Annotated in this window: 14 protein-coding genes and 3 tRNA genes; 7 read left to right on the top strand and 10 right to left on the bottom strand. The window is 47.4% G+C overall.

From position 1 onward, the window contains the following. Positions 1-249: 249 nt before the first annotated feature. The 5 genes from RT717_RS28490 to RT717_RS07605 form a co-directional block, all read right to left on the bottom strand. A complete protein-coding gene (locus RT717_RS28490; protein WP_151999342.1) occupies positions 250-486 on the bottom strand; it encodes a GIY-YIG nuclease family protein in 237 nt (78 codons plus the stop codon). A 133-nt stretch (positions 487-619) separates the two neighbouring features. Further along, positions 620-693 (bottom strand) — tRNA-Pro (locus tag RT717_RS07620). Between the two features lie 108 nt (positions 694-801). Next, positions 802-2,538, bottom strand: a complete 1,737-nt coding sequence (locus tag RT717_RS07615; protein WP_317491139.1) for an arylsulfatase — start codon at positions 2,536-2,538, stop codon at positions 802-804. A 58-nt stretch (positions 2,539-2,596) separates the two neighbouring features. After that, positions 2,597-3,454 carry an inositol oxygenase family protein gene (locus RT717_RS07610; RefSeq protein ID WP_317491138.1) on the bottom strand — a complete coding sequence of 286 codons (858 nt, stop codon included), beginning with the start codon at positions 3,452-3,454 and terminating at the stop codon, positions 2,597-2,599. Between the two features lie 194 nt (positions 3,455-3,648). Next, positions 3,649-5,226, bottom strand: coding sequence for a solute:sodium symporter family transporter (locus RT717_RS07605; protein WP_317491137.1), 1,578 nt, complete (start codon positions 5,224-5,226; stop codon positions 3,649-3,651). A gap of 168 nt (positions 5,227-5,394) precedes the next feature. On the opposite strand from RT717_RS07605, the gene RT717_RS07600 reads away from it, so the two are divergent. From RT717_RS07600 to RT717_RS07590, 3 genes are all read left to right on the top strand, one after another. Further along, on the top strand, positions 5,395-6,276 hold the full coding sequence (locus RT717_RS07600; protein ID WP_317491136.1) for a hypothetical protein: 882 nt from the start codon (positions 5,395-5,397) through the stop codon (positions 6,274-6,276). Between the two features lie 202 nt (positions 6,277-6,478). Beyond that, complete coding sequence (locus RT717_RS07595; protein WP_317491135.1) at positions 6,479-6,943, top strand: RidA family protein; 465 nt, start codon at positions 6,479-6,481, stop codon at positions 6,941-6,943. 68 nt (positions 6,944-7,011) lie between these two features. Further along, on the top strand, positions 7,012-8,253 hold the full coding sequence (locus RT717_RS07590) for an amidohydrolase/deacetylase family metallohydrolase (protein ID WP_317491134.1): 1,242 nt from the start codon (positions 7,012-7,014) through the stop codon (positions 8,251-8,253). Between the two features lie 141 nt (positions 8,254-8,394). Here the strand turns inward: RT717_RS07590 and RT717_RS07585 are convergent, their stop codons facing one another. From RT717_RS07585 to RT717_RS07575, 3 genes are read right to left on the bottom strand one after another with little or no spacing between them, the layout of a single operon-like run. Then, complete coding sequence (locus RT717_RS07585; protein WP_317491133.1) at positions 8,395-9,621, bottom strand: selenocysteine synthase; 1,227 nt, start codon at positions 9,619-9,621, stop codon at positions 8,395-8,397. Between the two features lie 52 nt (positions 9,622-9,673). Then, on the bottom strand, positions 9,674-10,906 hold the full coding sequence (locus tag RT717_RS07580; RefSeq protein ID WP_317491132.1) for an aminotransferase class V-fold PLP-dependent enzyme: 1,233 nt from the start codon (positions 10,904-10,906) through the stop codon (positions 9,674-9,676). Positions 10,907-10,917: 11 nt separating this feature from the next. Continuing rightward, a complete protein-coding gene (locus tag RT717_RS07575; RefSeq protein ID WP_317492347.1) occupies positions 10,918-12,594 on the bottom strand; it encodes a c-type cytochrome in 1,677 nt (558 codons plus the stop codon). Positions 12,595-13,379: 785 nt separating this feature from the next. Here RT717_RS07575 and RT717_RS07570 point away from each other — a divergent pair. Both RT717_RS07570 and RT717_RS07565 read left to right on the top strand, forming a co-directional pair. Then, positions 13,380-13,841, top strand: a complete 462-nt coding sequence (locus RT717_RS07570) for a hypothetical protein (RefSeq protein ID WP_317491131.1) — start codon at positions 13,380-13,382, stop codon at positions 13,839-13,841. A gap of 12 nt (positions 13,842-13,853) precedes the next feature. Further along, positions 13,854-14,693, top strand: a complete 840-nt coding sequence (locus RT717_RS07565) for a universal stress protein (RefSeq protein WP_317491130.1) — start codon at positions 13,854-13,856, stop codon at positions 14,691-14,693. A 1,008-nt stretch (positions 14,694-15,701) separates the two neighbouring features. Here the strand turns inward: RT717_RS07565 and RT717_RS07560 are convergent. Together RT717_RS07560 and RT717_RS07555 are read right to left on the bottom strand one after the other, a co-directional pair. Beyond that, positions 15,702-15,775 (bottom strand) — tRNA-Arg (locus RT717_RS07560). A 10-nt stretch (positions 15,776-15,785) separates the two neighbouring features. After that, positions 15,786-15,874 (bottom strand) — tRNA-Ser (locus tag RT717_RS07555). A 192-nt stretch (positions 15,875-16,066) separates the two neighbouring features. Between RT717_RS07555 and RT717_RS07550 the strand changes: the two genes are divergently transcribed. Beyond that, entirely contained in the window at positions 16,067-17,035 is a 969-nt protein-coding gene (locus RT717_RS07550; RefSeq protein WP_317491129.1) for a vWA domain-containing protein, read from the top strand. Beyond that, the gene (locus RT717_RS07545; RefSeq protein ID WP_317491128.1) at positions 17,032-17,928 is read left to right on the top strand and encodes a hypothetical protein; all 897 of its coding nucleotides are present in this window, start codon (positions 17,032-17,034) and stop codon (positions 17,926-17,928) included. Before RT717_RS07550 ends, RT717_RS07545 begins: the two co-directional genes overlap by 4 nt. The last annotated feature ends 17 nt before the right edge of the window (positions 17,929-17,945 follow it).

Below are 17,945 nucleotides of genomic sequence, written 5' to 3'. Positions count from 1 at the left end.
TCCGACTGGAGAAGCCCGGCCGGGCGAGACGCATTGAACCAGCTTTGCTTCTTTATTGTCAATCGTTCGCCAAATGGGACGGCGATATTTCAGAGGCTTACTCCACAGATTTTCCACTTGATCCGTAACTAAGTCGGGCCTGCCCGACGGAGCCCGATTGACTAAAGTTCGAACAAACTGGTAACCTTTAAAGCAAAAAAAAAGCCCGCCGTCGCTGAAAAAGCTATGGCGGGCGGAATATTCGATTAACTAAATCAATCTCTTGTTCAGAAAAGCTCTGCCTGATCCAGTCTTAAGATACTTTTCAAACGCAAAAGCTTTGTGTTGTTCAGCGAAGGCAATATAGGTTAAAAGTGTAACAGGCAGCCGGGATTTGGTGGCGGGGACATAACCAGCATTGTGCCGGGCCAGACGCTCTTCTACATTAGCCGTGCATCCAGTATACAAATCTCCATCAGCACACCTCAAAATGTAAACGTATTGCATAAATACAAAACTTAGGTTGGTAACTAAGTCGGGCCTGCCCGACGGAGCCCGATTGACTAAAGTTCGAACAAACTGGTAACCTTTAAAGCAAAAAAAAAGCCCGCCGTCGCTGAAAAAGCTATGGCGGGCGGAGTCGGGATACCAGGATTCGAACCTGGGACCCTCTGGTCCCAAACCAGATGCGCTACCGGACTGCGCTACATCCCGTACTTCAATTAATCAGGTTCCGTGTGCCCTGATTCTCAAAACGAGGCTGCAAAGATGCGGAATCTTACTTTTCCACACAATACTTTTTTCACTTTAATTCATCAATCATTATAACATCCTCAACCTGATTGACTTAATCTCCAGGCTGCTTCCAGAAAAACCGTTAACACTGACACTTAGTTCGCCACTTCCCGGACTTACTTTCAGGTTGCCTGCAAATACCAGTGGCCATTTTCTTTCATATACCTCTCCCCGGTCTTCACGATCGGGGCTTTCGAGCTGCGGAGCCGAAAGGCTTGCGGAAACTTCTTTTTGAACAACCTCGCTTCCAAGCGAAATGCGAACATTAAAAGGGGCTGCTGTTTCACATGCCATTTCCACATACACCGCATAGGTGGCTGTGTCTACCGCCAGCAAATCCCAGATAGCTTTTGACTCATTGTTCACGCCGGTGAACCAGTCGTTGGCCCAGCCCATCCCTCCTTTAAATTCTACCGCTTCTTTAGCAAACACATCAGGTGCAGGCAACTCCACTTCCGGCACGCCAGAATGGCCTACCTGGATGGGCTCCGGCGTTGTTCCTTTTTTGGTTACTTCACTAAACCAATTCCGATAGTCTGCCTGCATATTTGCCGCCAGCTCTGGTAGCGAATCGATAATATTCTGCTTTTGGTACGGATCGGCCAACAGGTCGTAAAGAGCCGTTTCATTAGGCTTCATGGTCAACAAATACTGATCGGTTCGAACCGCCGAAGGAATGGTATCCATTTCACGAATCACCTGGTGCGTGTAAAACTTCCGGTCGGGCCGGCCCGGCGCCGAATCAGTCATTGGAAGCAAACTCTTTCCATGAATATTCAAACTATCGGGCAGCACAACCCCAGTCAGCTCAGCTAGTGTGGGTAGAATATCGATATGGCCTGCCATCTTTTCAATCTTCGCCCCTTTGTCCCAGCCCAATCTTGGATATCGGATCAAAAAGGGCACCCTCACTCCCCCTTCATCTACGTGTGCTTTGATACCTTTGAAGCCGCCGTTGTAACGCACGCCGTTGGGACCATTATCTGTCATAAAAATAACGATCGTTTCTTCCTCTTTCTGAATAGCATTCAAATGATCAAGCAAACGCCCCATGATGTCATCAATGTTCTCGACCATTCCATACACGGCCGCATCCTTGTTGCTCAATCCCATCGCCGCATACTTATCAAAATACTCGTCGGGCACCTGAAAAGGTCCATGAGGTGTATTGAGCGTCAGCATGCACAAAAAGGGGCCATCGCTGGCCATAAACTCCATGGCTTTGTCTGCCAGCACATTAGCCATGTATCCTTGTGTTTTTACCTCCTCAAAGTTATGGGTGAGCACAGCGTCAAAGTAGTTATTAAAGTGGCCTTCCTTGAAGCCGAAAAACTCTTGAAAGCCCTGCCCTAGCGGGTCGTGCGGGTACTGCTTGCCATTGTGCCACTTTCCGAACAGCCCTGTGCGATAACCGGCAGCCTTCATCACCTCGGCGATTGTCACTTCCTCCTCACGCATGACTTCCATTCGGTGGGTTACCCATGAAGTTCCGGTAGCCAGGTGATAGCGGCCAGTAAGGATGCTTGCTCTTGTAGGGGCGCAAACCGGAGAAACGTAGAATCTTGTAAACTCTGTGGCATGCTGTGCCAGCCAATCAAGGTGTGGTGTATCGATGCTGTCGTTACCGTGAAAGGCCAGATCGCCCCACCCCTGGTCGTCCGTAAGCACCAGAAGGATGTTGGGGCGTTTCTGCTCAGGCTCTTCGCATCCTGAAAGTGCTCCAACTGAAAAGGCGGCAGCAAATAATAATAACAGATTCTTCATAGGGTAAAATAAAAAAAACCGGAGGTGAGCCCCGGTTTAATATTGCTAATTTCGTTCACTAAAACTTCAAAGTATCTGGTAGATATTTCGACGCCAGGTCTTCGTAATAGGGTCTCAACTCCTTCACATTCGGAGGAGTGGCAGCCTTTGAGTATAAGTCGTACGGATTGAATTTATTCACCCACTCAAACAACTTATGATCATCCTTGTTCATCAGGTGCTCGTAGGCATTCTCCCTGTGCTGCGAGTAAAAGCTGTGATAACGAAGCATTGCCAGTCCTTCCTGCGGAAGATAGTCCTTCATGATCTGGTAAATGTATTCATCATGCCCCCATGAAAGGTGCACATTGTCCAACCCACAATTTGGTTCGTAAACACCATACTTGGTATTGAAGCGCTCGTTATAAGTATCAGCGTTATCCTTGAAAAACTCTGGGTAAACGATCTTGTCGGAATGCTTGCAGCCCACTGGAAACGTATCACCCACCACACACCACTGAGGCTCACCAAAGAGGCAAAGCACCTTTCCCAGGTCGTGAAGAAAGCCTGTCAACACAAACCAGTCGGGGTGCCCATCGGCACGAATGGCTTCAGAAGTTTGCAGCAGGTGCTGTGTTTGATCAAGATCGGTGTCAGGGTCGGAATCGTCTACCAGGGTATTCAGAAATTCTACAGCATCCCAGAGCTTCATTTCCCTTTTATCAAACTTGAGAAACTCCTTTTCCTTTGCCATCACAAAATCATAGGTCTGATGGATGTGGTTGACCCGGTAAAATTCTCTTACCGTATCTCTGGCGGGATCATCGTAGTTTCTGAATTCCTCTTTTGCCTTGGCAGGTTTTCCTTCTTCGGGGTATCTTTCTAAAAGATCTTCCTCCCAAAGCTCTTCCATTTGATGAGGTGTAACGTCCTTCATGGGTGCTTAAATTTTTACTAAGATATTAACAATGTTGTTTAGTTAAGAGCCTTATTACCCTTTTATTCCCTAAAGGGGTATGCTAACGACCATTCTTCGCCCTTCAGGGACAGGGGTAAAACAGAATCGGGAAACCGAGCCTCTTAACTAAACGACGTTGAAGATAATAATTCAAACCGAGATTCTAAACCAATTCATTGTCCCAGCCAAATGTAAATAGCGACGGTAAGTACTACCAGAAGCAGCCCGAGATGCCTGGCATACTTCCACGGATGCATTTGTATCGACTCAATATCGGCGGGTTTAAACGTATTGGTATTGGGGTAAAAGTAAGACACGCCAAACATCACTATCATATTTAAGATGAACTCAATGCCCCACAGGTGCACGAAGTGTATATCGACTTTAAAGATGAAACTGGTAAGGATGTAAAAAGCCAGACCAATAAAAAGCGCTGCCTTCGCTCCCACGGCAGATATTCTGGGTATAAAAAGGCCTGCGATAAGAATGGAAGCGATGGGAATAAAGAAGATACCATTGAGCTGCTGCAGAAGTTGATACAATCCTTCTGGAGCTCCAGCCACCATAGGAGCGGCAACAATGGCGCAAACGGCAAGGATGATAGACGTCAATTTCCCTATCCACACCAGCTGTTTCTCAGAAGCGTCTTTGTTCAGGTGCCGCTTATAAATACCCAAACTAAAAATGGTTGCCGTACTATTGAGCACGCTGTTAAACGTGCTTAGCACGGCCCCCAGCACTACTGCAGCAAAGAAACCAGTGAGGCCGACCGGCAACACTTTTTTAATGAGCTCGGGATAGATCAAATCTTGATTGTTGTAAAGGGAGTCGCCGAAATAGTAAAAGCCAATCACACCAGGCAAAATAATGATCAACGGCACCAGCAGCTTTAGCACGCCGGTATACAAAAGGCCCTTCTGCGCCTCCGCAAGGCTCATTGCCCCAAAAGCCCGTTGAATAATGGTCTGATTCATGCACCAGAAGTACAGCTGGTTAATCATCAACCCGGTAAAGAGTGTTTCGAATGGCAGCACCGAATCCTTTGCTCCTATCACATTGAACTTCTCAGGTGCGGCCTTGTACACTTTACTCAGGCCTTCAATCATATTGCCATCGCCGATGTCCCAAAGAGCAAACCCAAGCACCAGCAGACCTCCTATAAACAGACCAAAGCCATTGATGGTGTCAGAAAAAGCGACCGCCTTCAAACCACCGAAAATGGCATAAATAGAGCCTATCACTCCTATTATGATAACTGTCACCCACAGCCCCTGCCCCTGAGTGACCCCAAGTGTTTCAGACACGTTAAAGATGCTTTCGAGGTTAATAGCGCCAGTATAAAGCACAATCGGCAACAGGGTAACTACAAACGATACAATCAGGAAAAGAGCCACCAGCGTTCTCGTAATTCGGTCAAAGCGGTACTCAAGGTATTGCGGGATCGTCGTCAAGCCCATTTTGAGGAACGTCGGAATGAAGTAGAGAGCGCCAATGACCAGCGCTACCGCCGACGTCACCTCCCACGCAATGATGATGAAGCCATTTTTGTAAGCCGAGCCATTCATCCCTATCAGGTGCTCGGTAGAAATATTGGTAAGTAGCATGGAGCCAGCGATGACTACGCCGGTAAGGCTGCGGCCTCCGAGGAAGTAGCCGTCCTGAGTGTCCAGCTTGTCTTTGCGGAGTTTGTACCACGAAAAAAGAGCGACGAAACCCGTAAAAGCCAGAAAAGATAAAAAGGTAAGTAGCATGTAAGTAGGTGTAGTTATTAAGCGAAAGGGTAATATACACCAGAATGATATTTCTTCCTCATTCAATTATTCGAAGTGGCTTTCCCTTAATTTCGCATGACTCGGCAGATACGAAAGCCCCGCTTGGTACAAATCTTGAGGGTGTTTCCGCAACAGCATTCAATAACTATGAAAAACACACTACCCTGGCTATTAATCATCTGCCTTTTCGGTTGCACGGGGCCTCGCATTATTCCGGTTGACTCAGCATCACGAGTTCTTCCAGAGCCGTTAGTCATTCGCCCTGCTTTCGATATGTACAGCCTGCGTGCCGACTTAATCAGACAAAAAACTTATTCCTATATAAATGATCAATACCATGAGCAGCCTGTGAGCTACCACCCCCTTGGCTTCGATCTGAGCAATGGTCTGTTTTTCGACCTTAACAGGAATTTATGCCTCGATCTGGGTTATCTCTTAAAGCTGGATAAAAGCAGGGACTTTACCCTGAAGACTACCAACTGCAGTGTAGATGGCCAACCCAAAAAAAGACAGCATTTTATTGTTCAAGCAGGCGACCAGTTGTGCACGGGTAGCGGAAGAGACGCCGATGAAGCTGCAACCATTTGTCGCACCCTGGAGCAGGAAGGTGAGCAAACTAAAGTAACCAAAAACAACAAGGAAGACTTCACTTTTTCACTGAGCGAAAGCGGGCCAACATTTGCCAGAAAGGGCAAAGTAAGGGCAGAAATTATGAAAACATCGAACTCGACTTTCAGAGCAGAAACCAATCGGCCTTTTGAAGTTTCTATGATTGAGAATCAGCTAACATTAGGAAAGGCGTATTACGTTCATGCCGACGACGAGAAAAAAGAGGTCAGTATATTCCAGAGAAGAAAAAGGAACCACAAACTTCTTTATACAATCACCGAGACGCCTACCGCACTGATTGTTAACAGTCTGAATAGCAACCGGTATGTGGTTGCTCTCGACAAAAATGCACTTACACTTTCCAGCGGTGCACGACCAATCCTTCAAATTCAGGTAGAGTATGTTAATCAGGGAAGGTAAAAACCAGAACTCATCATATTGAATCGCCGCTTTCCCGCTTCACTCTTCGATCGAAATTTGGAGTCGCTAGCCTGATGTTTGCGCACACACCCCCTATTTTACAAATAATAAGAGTTTTAACTCTCGCTTTTTTTTCTCAAATTGAGGCTGTACGTCATATTACTCATGTACTCAATCATACAACGCTAAACTGACTCTTATCATGGAAAAACTAGAACGCAGATCTACCCTGAAAAAACTTTTTGCCGGTATAGCTGGCTTCGCTGGTTTTGGAGCCGTCTCATCGGCCAACGCCGCACCAGCTACTCTTGAAAAGAAGGCTAACAACATTACTACCTTTCAGGACATGCCTTTATTTTCAGGCTCCACTCAAATGGGTAATCTGGTGTTTATCGCCGGAAAAGGGGCACATTTCGAAGGCGACATCAAAGCACACACCGATCATGTGCTAAAGGAACTGGAAAAAGAACTCATCAAAGCAGGATCCTCCATGGAAAAGGTACTAAAGGTAAGTGTTTTCCTCGCTGATTTGAATGACTACAAAGCCATGAATGAGGTTTACAAAGGCAGGTTTGGTGCGAAGCCACCAGTGAGAACCACGGTGGCAACCTACGGTGGCGTACCCGGCGACTCCCTGGTGGAGATTGATTGCATCGCCTACGTTTAAAATACTATCTATGAATGCCCGGCGCCGTGAGACGACGGGCTTCCTTTTCACACCCTGAATCCACTACAATGAAACGCTTCTTATCTATTATTGCCTTTTTCTTTGTCACTGCCAGCATCGTAGCGCAGCCCTACCAAATCGTTATCAAAGGAGGTCACGTCATTGACCCCAAAAACAACATCAATGAGTTGATGGATGTTGCCATACACGACGGAAAGATTGCCAGGGTAGCCAAAACCATCGATGCTACCGGCGCCAGGCAGGTGGTAGATGCGAAAGGCATGTACATCACCCCAGGGCTGATCGACATACACGGACACGTATTCTTCGGCACACAACCTGACCATTACCTGAGCGACGGGTTGACGGCTATTATGCCGGACGGATTCACCTTTCGTGTAGGTGTGACTACCATTGTGGACGCAGGAGGATCCGGTTGGAAGTCGTTCCCTACATTCAAAGAGAACATCATTGATAACTCTCAAACCAGGGTACTGTCGTTTCTCAACATTGTTGGTGAAGGCATGAGAGGCGGCGTGTACGAGCAGAACCTGAATGACATGGACCCCCGCATGGCTGCTGCTGTGGCACGGTCAAATAAGGAACATATTGTAGGCTTTAAAGTGGCTCATTTCAATGGCCCCGAATGGACGCCGGTAGACAATGCCGTAGAAGCAGGTAACCTTGCAAAAATGCCTGTGATAGTTGATTTTGGCGGGAACAACCCTCCTCTTTCGATCGAAGACCTTTTTATGAAGCACCTCAGACCAGGTGATATTTTCACCCATGCCTTCGGGGAACTGGATACGAGAGAACCTATTGTTGATCCGGCTACCAAAAAATTGAAACCTTTTGTTTGGGATGCGCAAAAACGGGGGATTGTGTTTGACGTGGGGTACGGTGGCATAAGCTTTTCCTATTCACAGGCCATTCCTGCTATCAAAGCGGGTTTCTATCCTACCACCATCAGCACCGACATCCATGCGGGCAGCTTCAACAATGCCATGAAAGATCAGCTCAGTGTGATGTCGAAATTCCTTCAGATGGGGATGGATTTGGAGCTGGTCATCAATGCCTCCACCTGGAAACCTGCGCAGGTTATCCAGCGAACGGAGCTCGGGCACCTTTCCGAGGGGGCGATTGCCGACGTGGCTATTCTGAATATGCGCAAAGGCAACTTTGGCTTCTTCGACTATCGGGGGCATAAAGAAACGGGCACACAAAAGTTTGAGTGCGAAATGACTATTAAGGGAGGAAGAATCGTCTACGACTTAAATGGCATCGCTAACCCTGTGGTGCTGCCGAGATAACTACATGTAAGGCGGGGGTGTGGACATACCATGTCGCAGGGTGTGTCTTCACACCCTGCTGACCATTTTTGAATAGAATCCGGTGTCTGACGGCTCTTGCTCAGGGGCAATTTGCCGTGCCGACACCTACAATCAAAGCCCTTAACCCGCTGCTGCTTTCTCAAGGCCGTCACGGATTCGGTCCGCAACAATTCTTTCCTGTCCTGGACGCATCATCCAGGTGGTGATACTGACGGAGTTTTCGCCACCACCCGCAACCTCTATCGACGGGTGACCGCTTCGAAGCACATCTTTAAGGCCGTTGCCTGATATTTTTACCTTTTTGGTATCCCATGAAAGATCCAGGGTAGGAATATGGTTGGCAATGGGGGGCACATGAATTTTGATGGTCAGTCCATCAATACCCTTTACGGAGTCGGCAATAAGGTTGATCTGGCCTTCCCACAACTTCCATTCTTTTTCATGGTCTCCATTTACAAAGGCCTCCAGTGCAGCCCACATGCCGAGCACCTCTTCCTTGTTCACTTTCATTCCTCTGCCGACAGTATTGCCTCTTGGCGGAGCGCTCAACCGGGCTGCCGCTATCAGTTCTTTTTTACCGAGCAGTAAGCCTGCGCTCTGGGGGCCTCTCAGTCCTTTGCCTCCTGAAAAACATACCAGGTCATAGCCCATTTGGGTGAACTTCCACAGATTCTCCACCGGTGGCACATCAGCCGCACAGTCGTTCATGCAGGGGATATTATTCTCCTTGCCCGTCTTCAGCCATTCTTCTGCATTGATCTGTCCATTAGGCTCATAGGCATTGATAAAAAGCATCAAAGCCGTGTTTTTATTGATGGCCTTTTTCAACTGTTCTTTGGTCTCCACCTCAATCACTTTCACTCCGCAGTTACGCACAGCATGAGCATAACCAATATTGTGAGACTTCTGAATGATCGCCTCTGTTTTCATCCCTGTGCCGTCCAGGTGTGGAATCTGCTCTGCTTTTTTGGGATCCATGCCGGTGAGCACGCCTGCCATCCCGAAAGTCATCGCCGAAAAGGCTCCGGAAGTGACCGTGGCTGCCTCACATTTAAGCAACTTTGCAATTCTCTCGCCTACTTTATCCTGCAACTCGTCGAGCATTACATAATGCTCCGAGGCGTAGTTGTAAGCGTCTTTCATTTCATCTCTTAGCAAAGAGCCAGTCATAGCGGTGTAAGTACCTGCCGCATTAATGAAGGTGCGCACGCCTAACTCGGCAAAGTAATCACGGTAAGGGGCTGCAGGTGCAGCGGCAATGGCTGCAAGAGGCACGCCACCACCGATGATCCCTCCTACAAAAGGCAGGGCTGAAAGGCGTTTAATGAGTTTTCTTCTACTTAGCATAGGTTTGTCGTTTAAATAGGTCTTAACTAAAAATAGGTTGGCTCAGGCATTGTTACACTGCTGCCTGAAGCACTTCTTTGATTCGCCTGGCAACAATTGGCACCTGGTCGGGTAACAAAGTAACCACGGTGATGCGAAGAGCATCGTCTCCGGCAGAGGTTTCAATCCTCGGCTCACCAGCCCTAAGCGCCTCCACTACGTCCTTTGGCTTGATTTTTACCTTGTTCTGATCCCACTTCACCAAAAGCCCTGGAAATACATTGGCCCTGCCTTTAGGCATGTGCATCTCTCCTTTTACCCCGGGCACGGTTTCTACTGTCTTGGTGATATCGGCTACTCGTCCCTCCCACTCCTGCCATTCTTTTTTATGGTCCTTTTCAAGATAGAGCTTCAAGGCGGCGTACATGCCAAATATCTCCTCTTTGTTCACTTTCATGGATCGCCCAATGGGGCTTTCATGAGGAGAAAAATTAAGCTTAGCAGCTTCAATTAAGTCTTTGCGACCAAAGAGCAGGCCTGCGCTTTGTGGGCCACGAATCATTTTTCCACCGGAAAAGGTGACCAGGTCAAAGCCCATCTTTTGGTATTTGAAAAGGTTCTCCACTGGCGGCACATCCGCTGCTGCATCTATAAAAGAAGGAATATTATGACGTTTGGAGATGGCTACAAAATCCTCGTGATTGATACTATCTTCAATGCCATACCAATCGACCGCACCATTAAAGAAGAGGGTCATCACCGTGCGCTCGTTAAAGGCAGCCTCCATTTCCTTTGCATTTTCTACTTCTATCAACTTCACTCCGGCAGTGCGCACCGCCTGGTCAAATACATAGCGATGCTTTTTCTGAATAATCACTTCTGGCTTAGGGCCAGGCAGGTTAGGGATTTGTTTGATTTTATCCATATCCATCCCGGTAATAGCAGCCGCAGTGCCAATGGTAAGAGCACATGCAGCCCCGGAAGTGACCATGGCTGCTTCACATTGTAGCATCTCTGCGATTCGCTCACCCACTTTGTCGGTCAGTTCATGCATGTTGGCGAAGTCGTGTGCAGTTGCGTTAATCGCCGCCATCACCTCAGGCTCCATCAAAGAACCTGACAAAAACGTCATGGTGCCACGGGCGTTGATCAATGGGCGTATCCCCAGCTCTTTGAATAAGTTTTGTGCAGGTTTCGCCGCAGGTGTTGCTGCGGCAACGGATTGAATAGGAATACCACTGCCCACAAACCCTCCTATCAAAGGAAGACTGGCTAAGCGTTTTACAAGTTTTCTTCTGCTTAACATGATCTGATAGTTTATAATGTCCGTCTTATTTTTTCTACATCTTCCGTGGAAACCTCACTGGCCTCATTTCCAAAGCTTTGCCGGATATAGGTGAGTACCCTGGCCACCTCCTCATCACTCAAAAAGCTGTGCTGAGGCATCACGTTGTTATACTCTTCTCCATTTACCGTAATGCTTCCTTCCATGCCATTGAGCACAATACTAATGAGCAAGCCTTTGTCGCCAACCACCCAGGGCGCTCCAGCCAGCGGAGGAAATCTACCAGAGGCGCCTTTGCCGTTGTTCTGATGGCAAGACCCACAATAAGTCAGATACGTCTTTTCTCCGGCCACTTTCACTCCTTTTTCAAGGTTATCTTCAATCTTGTCAGGTGTGCGGATATTGGAGGCATTCTTACGTTCTTCCATTTTGGCCAGTTGTTCGGTGCCAAAGCTGCCCCTATCTCCCTTGTACATTACCCTCCAGATTTTCCCTTTTTCAGTATCAGAGAAATAGAGTGAGCCATCGGGCCCCATGGCTATGCCCATAGGTCTGTAAATAGCGTCGCTTACATTGACAACAGGATCAACTCCGGCGAAGCCATCGGCAAACACTTCCCAATCGCCCGAGGGTTGACCGTTCCTGAAGGGTACAAACCCAATGAAATAGCCCGCCTGCGGATAGGGTGCCCGATTGGTAGAGCCATGAAATGCGATAAAGGCACCGTTTTTATAATGCTCGGGAAATTGATCGCCTGTATAAAAGAAAAGATCGTTGGGCGCCCAATGCCCCGGGAAACCCATCAAGGGATCGACAAAATCAGCACAGCGTCCGATGCTATCGCCATCGCCACCATATTCCGGAGCGAGTACCTTCTGGCCTTTTATCTGATCGTAGTAGCAGTAGGGCCAACCGGCGTTGGTGCCTTCTGTCACCCGCAGGAATTCCTCAGCTGGCAGCATGGCGCTTTCCCAGGGACTGTACTTCTGCGCCCAAAGCCGGAGCAGGTCGTCCCGACCGTGCATGACTACGTACAGATTATTGTCTTCAGTATTCCAATCCATGGCCACAATGCTGCGCAATCCCGTTGCGAACTTGGTGCCATCTTTCTGCGTTTGATTTTTCTTGTTAGCATCGAACTTCCAGACTCCACCGTGGTCTTCAAGCTGTGGGCATGGATCCATCCCCGGCATATTGGGCGTTCGCTTTACCGGCATGCAGGCATTCGAAGGCGTACCAAACGGGACATACATATTTCCCTTATCATCAAAAGAGACGACCTTGGCGATGTGCTCATGGCTGCCGTGCTCGTGGTCGTCGGTTAGAATTGTTTCTATTTCAGTATCCGGAACCAGTTTGCCAGGCACCAGCTTCTGCCGATACACCGCCAGCTGGGAGCCGTAGTACAAGTAGCCATTGTATATTCTCATGGCTGCCCCATAGCTTCCGTCATTTTTGTAGTCGCCAAATACCTGAAGTTCGTCTGCTTTGCCGTCACCGTCCACATCCCGCAAGGCCATATTACCACCTTCCTCCTGTGGAAAACGGAGTTTTACATAGATGTCGCCATTGTCGTTTACAGCCATGTGCCGGGTTCTGCCCTTGAGGCTGTCGACCACCACCACAGCATCGAAGCCACCGGGGAGCACAAGGCCACCGTTATCAGGGTCGCCGGGTGGCAACTGCGGGCCGCTGCTGCACGACACCATGACAACAAACCCTGCAGCCAACGCCGACCGGCAGATAAAAGTGATCAATGGATGAAACCATCCCTGTTTAGGTAAGAAGCGCCGTCTAGCCATGTTAATTCATATAGAGTGTTTGTTCAATATATAAAAAAACATTCTAAAATGATGTTGTGTGCGGACACAATTATTCAAAAGGCAGTATAAGAGGTTTGACGAAAGGAATCTCACTCACACAGTGTGATCGCTTCGATCTCACGTAACTGTAATACCTTATATATTATAAGGGAGAATGAAAAGCCGAGAAAATCCAACACATAGAGAGCAGCGGCCTGCAATATTGATCACCTACTTTCAATGCGAGTATCCGAAGAATTCGATCATCTGCTTTTTTTTCATCTACTGGCCAAAAAGCACCAAAAACACCTCAGTCAAAATCATAGCTATAATCCACTTCATTTATAGCTACAATTCACCTCAAACATAGCTATGTTTCGACCCAAAGATGGCTATGTTTGGAATGAATGATAGCTATGTTTAGGGTAAAAGATAGCTGTATTTTTGAGGAAGCGTAATTTTCCTCCTGTGGCTCATTCCTCAGCACACAGTAAACTTCTCCCTGATAAGTCCAATCCAGGGAAACACAACATCTCCCAAACGATTGCTTATCAATCATCCCGCCGTCATGTGGCCACTATTAGGCGTAAATGTGACAAAAATTTGCCTCCCATAAGACCTACGTCATAGCAATGGTGAAAGAGAATAAGAATCTTTAGTCAAGCAAATTCAATGACTAAAAAACCAATATTATGAGCACCACAGTAAAAGAATCGGCATTAGGCTCCACACAAAATACCGGTAAAGATTTTTGGAGTGAGCAATATGTAATGGCAGAGCGCTGGCAATCCGACCTGAAGTTCGACAAGGATGAATTGCGGTTCCTTAAGAAACTGATTGACAAATATTTCTTGTGGCTGATTGACGAAAAGCACCTCGAAAGCACACAACAAGTAGCCAGCAGGCTCTCCCATTTTGAGAGAAATACTCTAGCAACTGAAACGAAAGTAACTAAGCACATGCATCATTTGGTAGCGTTTATCGAAAACCCTTCGCTTCCTGATGCGTCGGCCTGTGAAAACGAGCATAACACCGTTAAAAAGGCTTTGGCTGACCTGCAGATGGAACTACGGGCGGTAAAAAAAGAGGTGTTTCAAATAGCGGAGCAGGCAATTGACTCCAGTAAAGCCCAGCGACTGCTTTCTTCCACATAAGAAATAGAAGCCATGAAAAAGATACTTGTTCCCTGCGATTTTTCCACACCAGCAGTTCACGCTTATAGTTTCGCATGCCAAATGGCAAGAGAAGCGCAAGGTGAGGTGTTTGTCATGCACGCCTTCGAGCTTCCGTTTTCCTACGAATCGACCTTTGGAGTACAACCCTATATTTTCGACATGGAGCTTCTGAAATCTATAGAAGACAAGGCAGAAGAAAACTTCAAGAAAATGAGAAAAGCTGTAGGCAAAGCGGTAGAAAACCAGCATTTCGAGGCCTTATATGGCAGCATTACCGGTTCAATTCTCGACCAGATTCGGGAGAAGAACATTGACCTGGTAGTAATGGGCACAACAGGAGCCAGCGGACTCAGCGAGGTTTTGATTGGCTCCAACACCGAAAAAGTAGTTCGGTTTTCGCCAGTCCCAGTGCTTTCTCTAAGAGAGGGCCACGAAGCTTCCAACATAAAAAACATTGTATTGGCCAACTCCCTTGAACTTAACCAGAGGAAGTTTGTGGAAAAGGTAAAAGATCTTCAGTCATTTTTTGGAGCCAAACTTCACATACTCTATATCAACTCGCTTGCTCGCTTCAAGCCCGAGGAGGAAGCACAACTTTTACTGGAAGATTTTGTAAAGCACTATAAACTTGAGAATTACACGCTGAATATCCGAAATGCTCCTTTTGAAGAGGAAGGTATTATCCGATTTGTGGAGCAGACAAAGGCAGACATGCTGGCGATGGCCACCCACAGTCGGCGAGGGCTGGCTCACCTGGTTTCCGGCAGCCTGGCAGAGGACATTGTCAACCATATTGAATGTCCTATCTGGACTTGTACGTTAAGGGACTGAGGCTGATGCAAACAAAAAAAGCCTCCAGTGTCAACTGAAGGCTCTAAATTTTCTTCGTGATCCCATCAGGATTGGATCGGGGGCGCCTGGCCGTGAGACCTACTGCTTAGAAGACTAGGCGTCCCCGACTAGGCGTCCCCGACTGGGCGTCCCCGACAGTGGCTCTATCCAGCTAAGCTCTCACGATTATTGGATCAAGCGGAAAATCTGGGGAATTACCCTTTAAGCCCAAAATCCCGAGTAGTCATAAAAAAGCAAAAGGTCCAAGCGAGACGCATTGAACCAGTTTTGCTTTTTTATTTAACCACAAACGAAACATTCAATCCCCAGTTTTTTCGCTTGATTCCCATTATTATAGAAAAGGTAAAGTACGGACACAAAAAAAGCCTCCAGTGACAACTGAAGGCTCTGAATTTTCTTCGTGATCCCATCAGGATTGGATCGGGGGCGCCTAGCCGTGAGACCTACTGCTTAGAAGACTAGGCATCCCCGACAGTGGCTCTATCCGGCTGACCGTTCACGAGTATATTACGGAAAAGGTAAAACGTGCAAACACAAAAAAAGCCTCCAGTGTCAACTGAAGGCTCTAAATTTTCTTCGTGATCCCATCAGGATTGGATCGGGGGCGCCTAGCCGTGAGACCTACTGCTTAGAAGACTAGGCGTCCCCGACTGGGCGTCCCCGACTAGGCGTCCCCGATAGTGGCTCTATCCGGGATCAAGCAATATTTCTGGGGGATTAATTCTTTTGACAAGAGTATTATGTCATTACATAAATAAGCAAAAGGTCCAAGCCTAACCCGGCCGGGCGAGACGCATTGAACCAGTTTTGCTTCTTTATTGTCTATCATTCGCCAAATGGTACAACGTTATTTCAGCGTCTTACTCCCCAGATTTTCCGCTTGATCCTCTATCCGGCTGACCGTTCACGAGTATATTACGGAAAAGGTAAAACGTGCAAACACAAAAAAAGCCTCCAGTTTCAACTGAAGGCTCCAAATTTTCTTCGTGATCCCATCAGGATTCGAACCTGAGACCTACTGCTTAGAAGGCAGTTGCTCTATCCAGCTGAGCTATGGGACCTCAATCAATGCGGAGAGACCGGGATTCGAACCCGGGGTACCGGTTACCCAGTACGACAGTTTAGCAAACTGTTGGTTTCAGCCACTCACCCATCTCTCCATAGGTCTGTTCTGAAAAAGAGTTGCAAAGATAACGGACATTTTCTGACGGAAGCAAACCTCAGCCCTAAAAAAATGATATTCTTTTTACCCTGTTAAAAAATGTGAATTGCTAGCCTGCCAGCGTTCATTTTATATATTTGTCCCCACTTCCGGTGTTATAAAAGCTGTGGCATTGCCCAAATAGTGTTGTATGAGTTGGTATCAGTCGTTTGGATTACTTGAATTAACGTTTTGCCTCGTTTTTGGCATCCTCTACCTGGCCTACCTGGCCCGGGTGCTTTATGTCGCCAAGGCAGTGGGAAGCTCCTCCAAAATAGTGCTAAGTAAAGTCATCCTCCGGTCAAGCTACTTTCTGCTCTTCATTGTCGCCCTCATGGGGCCATCCTTTGGCGACAGCAAAAAAGAAATCAAGTCGGTTGGTAAAGACATCTTCTTCTGCGTCGATCTCTCTGTGTCTATGGATGCATTTGACGTACAACCCACGAGGCTTGAGAAAATAAAATTCGAGCTCAAAAACATCACCGATGCGTTCAACTCCGACCGGATGGGCATCATCATGTTTTCGAACGAAGCTTTCATGCAGTGTCCGCTCACTTACGACCAGTCGGCACTCAACATCTTCATCGAAACGCTCAACACCAGCCTTGTGCCCAACACCGGTACCGACTTTGGCCCGCCACTTCGGATGGCACTTAGCAAGCTGAACGACGATGAGTCGCCCCTTACCCAACAAAAATCGAAGATTATTATACTGATCAGCGATGGAGAAGATTTTGGAGAAGAAACCGACCAGATTGCTCAAGAAATAGAGCAAACAGGTATCAAACTGTTCACTTTGGGCGTTGGTACAGACAAGGGCAGTAAAATACTAAGCCGAAGAGGCTTTAAAAAAGACAATCAGGGAAATGACGTAGTGACCAGGCTTAACAGCAACTCATTAAAAGACGTCGCCACAAAAACCGGCGGCAAGTACTTTGAGATCAATGAAACTAAAAACGACGTTTCGAGATTAATAAATACAATCAATGAGATCGAAGGCGAAATGAGAGATGCCCGGCAGGTCGACGTTACGGCCAACAGGTACTATTATTTCCTTGCCATTGGGCTGGCTCTTTTCGCTCTCGATTACCTCATTTCAGTGAAAACCATGAAAATATGAAGGCATTAGCAGGCATTTTATTGGTGATAGCGGCCATCATTCCGGGAGTGAATGACATCGCCACTGTTAACAAACTGAAGAAAGACGCAGAGAAAGCTTATCTGGCAGGAGACTATGCCAGGGCTTCTCAAGCCTACACTATACTTACCGACTCGTTGGGTGTGCTGGAAGACAAGCTATTTCTTAACCTCGGCCATTCTCTCTTCCAGCAGGGCGACTCAGCCCAGGCGTTCAGTCAATACCAGCGCCTCATCAACACCAAGGAGAAAGACCTGAAGTCGCTGGCTTATAACCAAATGGGCATCATCAGCAACAAGCCGGGCGACAGAAACACTGCGTTAAGCTTCTTTAAAGAGGCGCTAAAGGCTGACCCTACCAATGAAGAAGCCAGGTACAACTACCAGCTGGTGAAACGCCAGATAGCCGAAGACAACGAAAAAAACCAGGACGACCAGCAGCAAGACAAGGAGAAGAACGAAGAAAAAGAAGACGAGAAGAAAGACCAGCAGAACCAGCAAGACAAAGATCAGAACAACGATCAAAAGAACGACGAACAGAAAAAGCAGGACCAGGAAAAGAAAGACCAGGAGAGCGAGAACAAAGAGCAGAAAGACCAGGAGCAGCAGAGCGAAGAGCAAAAGAAAGAACAAGAAAAGAAGGATCAGGAGCAAAAGAAAAAAGAGCAACAAGACGCCGAACAGCAGGACAAAGAGAACAAAGACGGTGAAAAGCAGCCTCCTCAAATCAATCCCGATAAGCTGAAGGAGATGAACATCTCAGAAGAAAAGGCCAAAATGATACTTGAAGCGATGCGAAACAGCGAGATTCAGTACATTCAGCAGAACAAGCGGAAAGGCGTTAAAAAGCCAGAAAGCGGAAAGCCCGACTGGTAAAGCCTCGGCTGTAGCCA

The sequence above is a fragment of the Imperialibacter roseus genome (assembly GCF_032999765.1).
GTDB classification, from domain to species: Bacteria; Bacteroidota; Bacteroidia; order Cytophagales; family Cyclobacteriaceae; genus Imperialibacter; species Imperialibacter roseus.
This window is presented reverse-complemented; position numbering and strand designations above follow the sequence as displayed.